This window comes from Pontibacter saemangeumensis (assembly GCF_039541895.1).
Taxonomy (GTDB): Bacteria; Bacteroidota; Bacteroidia; order Cytophagales; family Hymenobacteraceae; genus Pontibacter; species Pontibacter saemangeumensis.
The window spans coordinates 652,250-664,889 of record NZ_BAABHC010000016.1 but is presented as its reverse complement, the minus strand read 5'-3'; the positions used below and the strand labels follow the sequence as shown (position 1 = coordinate 664,889).

The 12,640-nt window shown below is 55.3% G+C and carries 6 protein-coding genes; 4 read left to right on the top strand and 2 right to left on the bottom strand.

The features are described 5' to 3' along the window. Positions 1-106: 106 nt before the first annotated feature. Both ABD920_RS16720 and ABD920_RS16715 read right to left on the bottom strand, forming a co-directional pair. Complete coding sequence (locus ABD920_RS16720; RefSeq protein WP_345160633.1) at positions 107-1,132, bottom strand: PorP/SprF family type IX secretion system membrane protein; 1,026 nt, start codon at positions 1,130-1,132, stop codon at positions 107-109. 9 nt (positions 1,133-1,141) lie between these two features. Further along, entirely contained in the window at positions 1,142-7,006 is a 5,865-nt protein-coding gene (locus tag ABD920_RS16715; RefSeq protein WP_345160632.1) for a T9SS type B sorting domain-containing protein, read from the bottom strand. Between the two features lie 1,109 nt (positions 7,007-8,115). Here ABD920_RS16715 and ABD920_RS16710 point away from each other — a divergent pair. The 4 genes from ABD920_RS16710 (at position 8,116) to ABD920_RS16695 (ending at position 12,632) form a co-directional block, all read left to right on the top strand. Continuing rightward, entirely contained in the window at positions 8,116-9,510 is a 1,395-nt protein-coding gene (locus ABD920_RS16710) for an undecaprenyl-phosphate glucose phosphotransferase (protein ID WP_345160631.1), read from the top strand. Beyond that, complete coding sequence (locus ABD920_RS16705) at positions 9,500-10,306, top strand: WecB/TagA/CpsF family glycosyltransferase (protein WP_345160630.1); 807 nt, start codon at positions 9,500-9,502, stop codon at positions 10,304-10,306. The genes ABD920_RS16710 and ABD920_RS16705 overlap by 11 nt, the downstream gene beginning before the upstream one ends. A gap of 376 nt (positions 10,307-10,682) precedes the next feature. Further along, positions 10,683-11,486: a glucose-1-phosphate cytidylyltransferase gene (rfbF, locus tag ABD920_RS16700; RefSeq protein WP_345160629.1), complete on the top strand. Its 804-nt coding sequence runs from the start codon at positions 10,683-10,685 to the stop codon at positions 11,484-11,486. Positions 11,487-11,546: 60 nt separating this feature from the next. Next, entirely contained in the window at positions 11,547-12,632 is a 1,086-nt protein-coding gene (locus ABD920_RS16695) for an NAD-dependent epimerase/dehydratase family protein (RefSeq protein WP_345160628.1), read from the top strand. Positions 12,633-12,640 lie beyond the last annotated feature (8 nt).

Here is a 12,640-nt window from a genome sequence, read left to right as displayed (position 1 = left end):
AATTAGCGGCTTCTCTTAAAGTTGAGAAGATTACGACGAAGTAGCAAATAAAAGAGGCAACTAAAATAGCTGCCCTTTTCATATTACAATCTAAACTAAACTCTTTTTACCAGGCCCATTCCGGACATATGATTTTACGTGTGTTGCTGATCTTGAACCCCAAAACCACCTCGTGGCTGCCGGCGTTCACCCGGCCGAGCGGCGAGGTGCCGGCATCGTAGGAGTAGGCAAGGTCCAGCAGGTGGCTGATGTTGAGGCCGGCCATGGCCGCCACCGATTCTTTGTGGCGGTAGGAGGCCGCTATCCACAGCCGGTCGCTGTAGAGGGCTTTCACGGTGGCATCTACCGACACAGGGCTGGGCTGGGCCATCTTCACCATAACCGAAGGGATGAGGGAAAAGGTGGGCGTAAGGTCGAAGCGGTAACCGCTGGTGATAAAATAGTGTTTCTGCAGTTCCCCCTTGTTGTCCTCCTCCGAGCCGCCTGTTGAGATCAGCTGTCGTTTGCTCGGCACCAGTTGCGCCCCGGAAGTGCCCACATAAAAGTTCCGGGAGTACAGCCAGAGGCCCAGGTTCAGGTCAAACTTCACCTCATTGATACGGCCGTCCACCACTGCCGGGTCGTTCTGCTTCGCCGTCCGAACGTAAGAAGGGTCCAGGCTATATTGGATAACGCCCGGTGCCACGCCTGCTGCCACACGCAGGTTGCGCGTGATCGGCTGGTGATAGGCGTAGCTCAGGGAGAAAGTGCCCCGCTTCAGGGGGCCGGTCCTCGTGGCCATGGCCATGGCGCCCAAACCGTGGTGGGAGCGTACGCGGCGGTACGTATTTGTCTTTTTAGAGGAGGCCTCCTTCGGTACCGCCCCCTTGCTGCGGAGCCCCCGGTAAGAGGCGGTCATGTCTTTGTTGATGGGCATATGCAGCGTCGCGTAGTAAGATTCCGGCGCCCCCTCCAGGCCAGACCACTGGTGCCTGGTGCCCAGCTTCAGGTCCGCATAATCCTCAATGCCCGTGATGGCCGGGTTGAGGAGGTAGTTGTTAAGGGTGTACTGCGTGTACTGCGGCTTTTGCTGGGCCAGTGCCATACCGCTTGCCAGCATCAGAAACACACCGAGGGCTAAAAGTTTGTTCATATAGCGAAATTATTTAACAATGGTCACGCTTCCAGAAAGCGGTTTCTCGTTCTGGCCAAGCTCTATGAGATAGTAATAAGTGGCGATCGGCAGCTCTTTGCCGTTATGCAGACCATCCCAGGGAGCTTTGTATCCCTCGGAGCTGAATACCTGGCTGCCCCACTGGTTAAACACTTTCACCCGGCAGTTCTGGTATTGGCTGAGATTCTCAATCTCCCAGGTGTCGTTGATGCCGTCGCGGTTCGGGGTGAAGGTGTTCGGGATGGAGACGAACGGCAGTACCGTGACCACCACCTCATCGGTGAAGGTGCAGCCCTCCGCCGTGGTGGCCGTTACCGTATACACCGTGGTTTCCTCGGGCGTGAGCAAGGGGTTCGGGATGTTGGCATTGTCCATGCCCGTTGCCGGAGACCAGGAATAAGTGAGGCCGCCGCTGGCTTGCAGTTGCGCGCTGCGCCCCTTTACCACGGTCACATCGTCACCGGCAAATACTAGGCTCTTCACCACCTGTGCCACTACCGGCAGTCGTGCGCTCGCACACGACTGCGCCACTTCCTGTACATAATAAGTAGTGGTGTGTTCAAGGCGTGGCGTGTGCCATGTGCCGCCCGTGGCAATCGGGTTGCCGCCGGCGGCACTGGCATACCACTCCAAGCGGCCGCCGTTGCCTTTGGCCGTCAGCGTTGCGCTTTGGCCGGCGCAGGTGCTGGTGCCTGCCGCCGTGGGTGCCGCTGGCTGCGGCGTGACAGTGATCTGGATGGCAGCGCTTACCAGTGCCTCACATGATTCGGACGTCACCAAGCGCCGGAACCAGGTTGTCTTCGTCAGCGGGCCGGGGCTGTAGTCCTGCCTGTTGTTCTCACCCGGAGCTGTTGTGAAGGCGGTGGACGGGCCGGTGGTGCTCATTTCCCACTGGTATATATACTTCCCGCTACCGCCGCCCGGCAACGTGCCAAGCAGGGTAGAGGGCGCCGTGCCGAAGCAGACGGTCTGGGGTGTGCTGATCTTGTTGTTGCTCATGGCCGGCTTCACTGAGACCATCACCGCCGCGCTGGTATCGGTGTTGGTGCCGGAGATCACGATCCTTCTGAACCAGGTTTCCTGTGTGAGCGCCGTCGGGCTGTAATTCTGGGTGCTGCCCGATGCCGTTGCCGTGCGCCAGCCGGTGGCCGGGCCGGAGGTGCTTTGCTGCCACAGGAAGGTATAGCCGCCTTTCCCGCCTACCGGCTCTGAGCCCGTCAGCGTGGCCGGTGTATTCCCGAAGCAGATAACCTGGTCTGCCTGGATGTTGTTGTTGCCGATGGCAGGGGTGATGGTGATCTTTACCGCATTCGATATGGCCTCGCAGCCCCCGGAGCGCACCCTTCGCCTGAACCAGGTGTTTTGCGTCAGCGCCTTGGGCGAGAAATTCTTGCCATCGTTCGGTGTGGGAGCCGGGCTGAACGTCGCCCCGTCCTCACTGTGCTCCCATATATATGCATAGCGCTCATTTCCTCCCGTGGGTGTGGAGCCTATCAGAGGCGCGGGCACCTGACCGGCATATATGGTTTGCGGCGCCATCACGGTGTTCTGGGCAATCTGCGGGTTTACCGTGATCTCCACGACGTTGGATATGGCAGAACATGCGCCTGTGCGGGCTACGCGGCGGAACCAGGTGGTGGTGGTGAGCGCTCCCGGGTTCAGGTCCCTCCCCTGGCCATTCTGCGCAACAGCGCGGAAGTTGCCGTCTGGCCCGGTAGTGGCGTATTCCCAAGTGTAGGCATAGATAGCTGCGGTTTCCTGGGGTGTATATCCACCGCCGGGCTCAGAGCCGTTGAGAGTCGCCGGGGCATCGCCTTCGCAGATCGTTTGGCTCTCGCTGATCAGGTTGTTGCTGATGGGCGCGGCTACATTGATTTTGAGTATATCGGAATAGCTGTAGCACTGGCCCGAGGAAACTTTGCGACGGAACCAGGCAGCCTGCGTAAGGGCTGGGGCGGTGTAGCCGCTGTTGGTGCGGGTGCCGGGGGCGGCATCAAAGGTAACCCCCTTGTCAAGGCTGATCTCCCAAATATACGTGTAGTTTCCATCGCCTCCAGTAAGTCCTTCCACTGCCGTAAAGGGTGCGGGTACCTCCCCGTAACACAGGGTAAGGTCGGTAAAAGAGAGCTTGTTGTTGCGGATAGCCGGCTGCACTGTCACCAGCACAGGGGCGCTGATGTCGCTGTTGCAGGTACCGGAGTTCACGACGCGGCGATACCAGGTGTTTTGTGCCAGTGCAGCCGGTGCGGAATATGTCTCCAGCTTGTTGTTTTCTCCTGGGGCAGCAGTGAAGTTTTTGCCGTCCTCGCTCTTCTCCCATATATACGTATACTGGCCATTGCCTCCGGAAACCGGTTCGCCTGTCAGTGTGACTGGCAAATCGCCCTCACAAATGGTCTGGTCGTTTTTGATGATGTTGTTGCTGATGGCAGGTGTTACCGTCACTTCCACCGCCGCCGACACGTCCGTGCAGGCAGAGGACTTCACCACTCTGCGGAACCAGGTGGTGCGGCTCAGCGCGTCCGGCTGATAGCTGATGCCTGTTGCTCCCAATATGGCGGAGAAAACGGCGCCAGGGTTCGTAGCCGGGTCAACCAGGCTCCTTTCCCATATATAGGTGTAGGTACTGTTGCCGCCTTCCGGCTGAGAGCCGAGCAGTTTGGCGGGTTGCTGTCCGGCGCAGATTACAGGCACGGCTGTTACGGTGTTGTTTGTTAACACCGGGTGAACCGTTACATTTACTTCCGTGCGGGGGCTCAGGCAGCCTTCGATGCTGGCCTGCACATAATAGGTTCTGCTGTTCTCAAGCACTTCGGTCTCGAAGGTTCTGCCGGTAAAGACCGGGTTACCGCCTGTGGCTGACTCAAACCACTCGTAAACTGTCGCGTTGCCTTCTGCCACCAGCACAGCCTTGCTGCCAGGGCCACAAAGCGCCACCGGGGCCACGACAGGGGCAGGGGTGGCCGGGCGTACCGTCACAGTTACAGGCGTCCTGACGCTGGTACAGCCACCCTCCACGGTTGTCTGAACATAATAAGTAATGGTCTGCTCCAGGGCAGGGGTGTAGAAATCCGGCTTCTCACTCAGCAGGTTCCCGCCTGTAGGGGCATCGTACCAGGCAATGGCGCCAACCGGGTTGGCAACGTAGAGCAGCGTGCCAAAGCCCGGGCATAGAAGGCCACCTATTGCGGTTGGGGCAGCGGGCAGTGGGTTCACCGTCACCTGCACCTCGTCTTTTGTCTCGCAGCTGCCTGTGCCGTGGGTATAGCGCAACGTGAAAGTGCCGACAGCATCCGGAGTAAATTTACCAGCCGGCGTTATATGCTCAGAGCCGGACCAGGAGCCACCGGCAGGCAGGCCCGCCAGTTGAAAGGAACCGCTGTTCAGGCATACCGTTCTGTCTTCGCCGGCCTGCGCTACAGGCACTTCCACGACCGTCACTGTCATTTTATCGGAAGCCGTGCATCCCAAGGGGTCAGCATAGGTGTAGGTGAGTTCGTAGCTCCCAAGCGCTGCAGTAGGCGTAAAATCGCCGGAGGCGCTCACGTTTGGCCCGCTCCAGGTGCCGCCTGCGGGGCTTCCTTGCAGTCTGGTAGGAACGGGAGCATTGCAGACGGTCACGTCCGGGCCGGCATTAACGGTGGGCAAGGGAGTCACCGTCAAGGTTACTGTCGCCGTGTTGGTGCAGCCTGTCGTGGCATTCAGCCCGATGACCGTGTAGGTGGTGGTACTAGTAGGCCTTGCTACCACAGACGCCCCGGTGGTGGCGCTTAAGCCAGTGGCGGGGAACCAGGTGTAGCTGTCAGCGCCGGAGGCTGTAAACGTGGCCATGCCCTGTTTGTAGCATATGGCTTCCGTATCTGTCGAAACCGAGACTTCCGGTAAGCTATGGACCCTGACCGTGAAAGTGGTAGTGCTGGTGCAGCCTGTCTCGGTGTTGGTGCCGGTAATGGTGTAGGTGGTTGTTTCCGTCGGGTTCACCGTCACGACACTCCCGGTGGTGGCACTCAGCCCTTCGGCAGGCTCCCAGGCGTAGGAGTCGGCGCCGGTGACGCGGATCGTGGTGCTGGCACCTACGCAGATGGCCGCGTTCGGCGAAGAAGCGCTTAGCTCCGGTATCTGCCCGATCGTGATTTCTTGGGTGGCCGCCTCTGATGCGCCACACTCATTCGTGGCGAATACAGAAACTGTGTATTTACCCGCTGCAGGGAAGTATATGGACGGGTAAGGGGAATGGCTGTCGGTGCCATCGGTAAAAGTGGCGCCTGCCGGCCCGGTTACACTCCAGTTGTAGCTGCTGATGGTTCCGAACTGCGCGTCGTACTGTGGCGCGTGCTTTGCGCTGGCTTCGGAAAATGAGAGGGTCTGCGGGCCGCAGTACTGCTGCGGTTCCGGCAACAGCGCCACCGGTTTGTCCTGTATCACCACTGTTCTCTCCTTTACCTCGCTCTTACAGCTGTTGCTAGTTGTCAGGGAGACGGTGTAGGTGCCGGATTGGGTGAAGCTGAACCCCGGGCTCTCAGAGCTTTCTGTAGAGCCCGCTGCGAACTCCCATCCCTGTGCCGGGCTTACCTGCCACATATACTGCAGTCCCTCGCCTGTCGATTTGTTTTGAGCCTCGAACAGCGCCGGTGCGCAGGTGCCGTTCCCGCTAATCTCAAAATCGGCGGTTGCCAGCTCACTGACCCGGTATATTTTCTCGATGGTGCTGCTGGTGCACTTGGTGCCCGTGCCTACTGGGGTGGCCGTCATCCTGATGGCGTATTCTCCCGCACGTGTGAACTTTACAGAGGGGCTTTTGGTGGTGGCGTTGCCATAATGGTATTCCCAGCCAGTAGCCGGCGTTATTTCCCACTCCACGGTATAGGCCGCTCCTGCACTTGGGTTCACGGTGTTGGCGTTGAAACCCACAATGGTCATGTCCGTCAGCTGCACGGGCACATTCACGCAACCCGAAGCCGTGGCCGTGCCGAAGGCCGCTTCAGGGCCCTTTGAAATCTTGATGCCTCCTACCGTGGCCGGGGTAAAGCCGCAGGGGTTGGTGGCGGTGGCCTTCAGCGTGAACGCGCTGTTGGGCGCGTCTTTCGACGATACTTCATACGTGTGGGTGATGGCCGTTGGCAGGTTGGCGTGGGTAAAGGTCTGCACCGGTGTCCCGTCGCCGAAATCAACGGTATAGACGGTGAGCGGGGAGTTGCCTTTGGTGTTAAGGATGTCGAAGGTGTAGGTGGCCGGGAGGCAGTCGTTGGTGTTGCCGCGACTTGCCAGCCCCAGGCTTGGGTTGCTGCCTATGAAAACCCGCTCAGTGGTGCTGCTGGTACAGCCGCTCTCGCCCGTAACTTCCACTTCTAGCTGGAAAAAGCCCGTTGCCGTGTACGTGTGTGTAGCGGTCTCGAACGCGCTGCCCAGTGTTACGGTGGACCCGTCTCCCCACTTTATCAGGTAGCTTTTGTTCGACTCCTTCGTGGTAGAGGTGTTTTCGATGGTGAGTTCGAAGCTGGCGCTGCCGCCGGTGGCACTGCACGAAGTGAAATAGTTGACTGGGTCAGCAATGCTGGCATTGGGGCTTGCGGCTATATGTACGGGAGCAGACGTGCCCTCACAACCGTCCGATTGTACTGTTTTCACTGCGTAATCACCGCTGCCCGTAACGGTGATGGACTGCGTGGTGGCACCTGTGGTCCAAAGGTAGCTGGCCGCCTCGCTTGCGGTGAGTTTTACCTGTCCGTTCTGGCAAAGGCTGCCCGAGGTTGTTACGGTCGGAATACATTCCTGGGCATACAGGGTTGCAGGGAGAATTCCGCATATTCCGAAAAATAAAACGTGCAGAAAAGCCTTAAAAATCGGCTGCATATGTCTTAGCTGTAGATGTGTTTAATAAACTTTATTTTATAGTGTATGAAGGTATCGGAGATGCTCATTTTCGTTCAGGGGCAGCAGAAGAATGCAAACCATCGGGCTCCCTTCGCTGAATCAACCTTTCTGTAAAACTTTCTTCAGAAGTTAAGTGGCAGATTACCTGGGGCTGCACGCAACACACAGCATTAGCACGGGGGTATAAGTTTGTTTTACCTTCTTAAGTTCAATCCCTGTTGTCTTTACTGAATCAGGCTTGTATATAAATATAAATTATTCTTTATGAGGAGAATTAGAATTTTTTCTAAAGGTAAGTGAAAAACCATTGCTTCTGCAATAGCAAAGAAAACTATTTTTTTGAAGTAAAAGTGTGATTTTTTGATCTTTATGGCTGTATTTGAAAAAAATGAAAAAACATGCCGGTGAATATTATAAACACATTATATATGATTTAATAGATGTTTTGGGTTTTATTGCATTTGGACTAAACTAATGAAAGCTGTCCTGTTAGATGTAAAATGAAGTGTTGGATTTATGATAATTAAAACATTTTTATATATAAAAGAATATTCCCGAGGTGGCATAGGTTTTAGCTATTCCTAATGATCTCATTTCAGGGCAATAATTGGAGGATTTCTTCGTAAGAGTACTTTGGCTGCTGCAGAAGCAGCTGAGGTTAATTTCGTAATATAGTGCAAATACAATGTTTGCTGGCCAGCCAACTGGGCTGTTGCTTTTAGCAGCCATTTTAGGTCTCAAAACACGAATATCGGGTAAAATATGTATGTATATATAATGTTTTTTATATATCTAATTATTTCTCTTTCTTAATTAATGTAGAGAAAATCACAAACCTTAGCTATGGCATCAACGTATTTTGGACCGAGTCATTTGCTAAGCCCGGCGCTCCTGTAATTTGACTTGTTTGCTCATCCAAATTTCAGAGAAATTAGAATTGTACTGAATGTGCTGATGACCAGACCGCCTCAATAGTTTTACAGCTGTTAAACTACTTGTGAAGGTTGATTTTCAAATGGTTATGAGATACCCGGATGGGTGGCATAGTAAACAGTGACTTTATATGATAGAATATTTACACTTACAATATGAATAGGTTCCGACACTACTACAGCTTTAACAGGGTGCTCCTGTTAGTTCTTGATGTTACCCTTATTGCTACTGCCTTCCACTTTTCGAACATAATCCGTTACGGCACCACCGATCTGCAGCAGGAGTATAATATATTCTTCTTGCTTTTCGCGCTGGTATGGTGGATCGTGTCCGGGTTCTCTAACTTCATGTTCCGGATCGACGGGTTCTTTCCCATCGACCGAAGGCTTTCCAACCTGATCAACGCCTTTATCATGCATGCCTTTATCCTGGCCTGCTGCATCGTGATGTTCAAGCTGGATGAGCTTTCCCGCCTGCTGCTGCTTTACACCTACCTTTCCACGGCTTTACTGATTGGGATGAGCAGGTTGGTGCTGATGCTGGTATACCGCTATGTCACCAAGTCGGATGTGGCCCACACTCGCTACGTGATTGTGGGCACAGGCCCCGCCGCGCTGGCACTGCAGCAAACGCTGAACGCCAATGACGATCTGGGGACTAAGTTCATGGGCTTCTTCGACGATAACGCCGACAAACTCAGCCCCTACAACAGCAAACTGAAGGGCGGCGTTGACGACCTGAAGGAATACTGCCTGCAGCACAGCATCGATGAGATCTACTACACGCTGCCCCTGAACAACCGGGCGCAGATAGACGAACTCACAGAATTTGCCGACGATAACTTTGTGTACTTCCGCATCGTGCCAGATTTCAGCGCCATTGTGCAGCGGGACGTGAATATGTACTTCTACCATAACATCCCCATGATCAGTGTGCGCCGCGAGCCGCTGGAGATCGCCTCTAACCGTGTGATGAAGCGCCTGTTTGATGTGGCATTCTCCCTGGCCGTTATCCTGCTGATCTTCCCGGTCGTGCTTCCGATCATCGCTTTGCTCATCAAACTGGAGTCCAAAGGGCCAGTGTTTTTTAAGCAGCTGCGTCCGGGTAAAAAGAACAGGCTTTTCGTTTGCTACAAGTTCCGTACGATGCGGGTAAACATGCAGACAGAGCTGCAGGCCACCAAGAACGACCCGCGCATTACCCGCATCGGGGCATTCCTCCGCAAAACGAGCCTCGACGAGTTGCCGCAGTTCTTCAACGTGCTGTTCGGTGACATGTCCGTGGTAGGCCCGCGTCCGAACCTGGTTTCTCAGCTGGATCACTATTCCAAGCTGATCTCAAAATACAAAATGCGCCACTTCGTGACCCCGGGTATCACGGGCTATGCCCAGGTGAGCGGCTACCGCGGCGAAACCAAGGAATTGCGCCTGATGGAAAAGCGCATTGAGTACGATGTGCGCTACATGGAGAACTGGAGTTTCATGATGGATATGAAGATTATCTTCCTGACTGTCTGGAACATGGTAAAAGGAGAAAAAAATGCATTCTAATATAGCCGAACCCATTGCAGCTTCCGCTCCTCCCTTGCGGGAGAAACGGAAGCTGCTCACTTCCCTTATCTCGGCAGGCACTTTTAATGATTTTGTGAAGCATATCTTTTGGCTGACCGAGCACAGGGATTCGTCTTATGTTTGTTTCGCCAATGTGCACATGCTGATGGAGGCCTACCACGACAGCGAGTTCAACGAGGTGCTTAACAATGCCGATGTGGCCACTCCGGACGGGAATCCGGTGTCAAAGCTTGCGAAGCTTTTTTACGGGAAGCAGCAGGAGCGGGTAGCCGGGATGGACTTGTTGCCGCGCCTGCTGCAGGAAGCCGCCGTGCGCGGAAAATCAGTCTACTTCTATGGGTCGACGGAGGAGGTGCTGGAGGCGGTGGTCACGAAGGCACGGCTGGAACTGCCGGAACTGAAAATAGCCGGTCACTATTCCCCGCCTTTCCGGAAGCTGACAGAGGCAGAGGACGCCGCCATCACCGACATGATCAACCAGTCGAACCCTGACCTTGTGTTTGTGGCGCTTGGTTGCCCGAAGCAGGAACGCTGGATGGCAGCACATAAAGGGAAGGTAAGCGCCTGCATGCTTGGCGTGGGGCAGGCCTATATGACCTACGCCGGACTGGAGAAGCGCCTGCCACAGTGGGCCCGTAACCTGTCGCTTGAATGGACGTATAGGTTGTGGCAGGAGCCCCGCCGCCTTTGGAAGCGGTATCTGCTCACGAACAGCATGTTCATCTTCCTGACGCTCAAACAGCTGCTGCAACAGCAGACCAGTAGGTACACCTGATCAGAGAAAGTTAAAATGGTTTTCTGCGCAGGGAGTGGTTAAGAGGGACGGAGAAATTGACAGAAGCACCACAGCCGATTCGATTCCGGCTGTTTAGACAGAATAGCAGCATTAAAAAATTAGTTATATAAGCAAAACACCGGGCCATTTGCCGCTGCATGCAGCGGCAAATGGCCCGGTGTTTTGCTTTTTAAAAGCATGGATGCAGCAGGAAATACCCTTTCATCGAGCAAGATATAATTTTCTGTTAAAAGTAAATTAAACCAAAATCTAAATATATAAATCTTCGTATACATTGGGAGCCCGGTCAAGGTAGATGGTGTAACTTCAACCAAGCCGGCGCAGCGACATGTATAACCCTAAAACCCTTATATAAATGAAAGCAGTAATATTGGCAGGCGGCTTCGGAACAAGAATAAGCGAAGAAAGCGGCGTGCGTCCCAAACCGATGGTGGAGATTGGCGGAAAGCCGATCCTGTGGCATATCATGAAGATTTACTCTGCGCATGGCATTAACGACTTCGTGATTTGCTGCGGCTACAAAGGCCATATGATCAAAGAGTATTTTGCCAATTACAGCATGTACAACTCCGACGTGACCTTCGACATGCGCAACAACAGCATGGAAGTGCACAAGAACAACACGGAGTCGTGGCGGGTGACGCTGGTGGACACCGGGGAAGGCACCATGACAGGCGGACGCCTGAAGCGGGTGCAGGAGTACGTGGGCGACGAGACCTTCTGCCTGACTTATGGCGACGGCGTGAGCGACGTGAACATCTCGGAGGCCGTGCGTTACCACAAGGAGCAGGGCACGATGGCCACGCTGACCGCTGTGCAGCAGCCGGGCCGTTTCGGCGCCTTTACCCTGACATCGGAGGCAACCCGCGTGCCACAGTTCAAGGAGAAACCCGTAGGCGGCGATATGCCCTGGATCAACGGTGGTTTCTTTGTGCTGGAACCCGGCGTGTTCGACTATATAGAGGACGATACCACCACCTGGGAGCGCGAGCCGCTGGAGCGCCTGGCCGAAGAAGGTGAACTCTCCGCCTACCGCCACCGCGGCTTCTGGCAGCCCATGGATACCCTGCGCGACAAGCACGTGCTGGAAGACCTGTGGCAGAACGGCAAAGCCCCCTGGAAAGTGTGGCAAAAGCAACTTTCGGAGGCGGTAAGCTAAGCTGCCATCTATACCATCACCAACTCCCTTCTTCTTATATATAATAGATCGATCTAAATCATGAAAATTCTGATAACCGGAAATATGGGCTATGTGGGTCCGGGCGTGGTAGAGCGCCTGCGTGCCGCTTACCCCGAAGCTACTTTAGTAGGATATGACATGGCCTACTTTGCGTCCTGCCTCACCAATGCCCCCGTGCTGCCCGAGAGCCAGCTGGATGTGCAATTGTACGGCGACGTGCGCACGATACCTGCAGATGTTTTTGAGGGCGTGGATGCCGTGGTGCACCTGGCCGCCATCTCGAACGATCCGATGGGCAACAAGTTCGAGAACATCACCATGGATGTGAATTACAGATCGAGCGTGCGCGTAGCCGAGCTGGCGAAGGCCGCTGGCGTGAAGAACTACGTGTTCGCCTCCAGCTGCAGCATGTACGGCGCCGCCTCCGAACAGGCCAAGACAGAGGATTCTGAGCTGAACCCGCTGACAGCCTACGCCCGCTCCAAGGTGGCGACAGAGAAGGACCTGCAGCCCCTGGCCGGAGACGGCTTTACCGTAACCTGCCTGCGCTTTGCCACAGCCTGCGGCATGAGCGACCGCCTGCGCCTGGACCTGGTGCTGAATGACTTTGTGGCCGGTGCGGTGGCAACAGGCAAAATCAACATTCTGAGCGACGGCAGCCCGTGGCGCCCGCTGATCCACGTGAAGGATATGGCCCGCGCCATTGAGTGGGCCGTGACGAGGGAGGCTTCCAATGGCGGCGAGTTCCTGGCGGTGAACACCGGCTCCAACGAGTGGAACTACCAGGTGCACGAGCTGGCCAAGGCCGTGGGCGAGGTGATCTCCGGCACAGAGGTAACGGTGAACAAAGACGCCGCCCCGGACAAGCGCTCGTACCGCGTCAACTTCGACCTTTTCAAAGAACTGGCGCCCAACCACCTGCCGCAGGTTTCACTGAAGCAGGCGATTGCCGAGCTGCGCGAGGGGTTGGTGGCGATGGAGTTCAAAGACGGAGACTTCCGAAACTCGCTGCTGATGCGCCTGAAAGTATTAACCAGCCTGCAGGAATCCGGCAGGATCAACGAGCAGCTGCAGTGGGAGAGCAAAAAGGCAGAAACATCGAAAGCCGCATTAGAAACCGCATAAGTATATAC

Bases quoted from the DNA above. Each gene is read 5' to 3' on its own strand.
- rfbF (WP_345160629.1), top strand. From the start codon at position 10,683: ATGAAAGCAGTAATATTGGCAGGCGGCTTCGGAACAAGAATAAGCGAA.
- ABD920_RS16705 (WP_345160630.1), top strand. From the start codon at position 9,500: ATGCATTCTAATATAGCCGAACCCATTGCAGCTTCCGCTCCTCCCTTG.
- ABD920_RS16710 (WP_345160631.1), top strand. From the start codon at position 8,116: ATGAATAGGTTCCGACACTACTACAGCTTTAACAGGGTGCTCCTGTTA.
- ABD920_RS16720 (WP_345160633.1), bottom strand. From the start codon at position 1,132: ATGAACAAACTTTTAGCCCTCGGTGTGTTTCTGATGCTGGCAAGCGGT.
- ABD920_RS16715 (WP_345160632.1), bottom strand. From the start codon at position 7,006: ATGCAGCCGATTTTTAAGGCTTTTCTGCACGTTTTATTTTTCGGAATA.
- ABD920_RS16695 (WP_345160628.1), top strand. From the start codon at position 11,547: ATGAAAATTCTGATAACCGGAAATATGGGCTATGTGGGTCCGGGCGTG.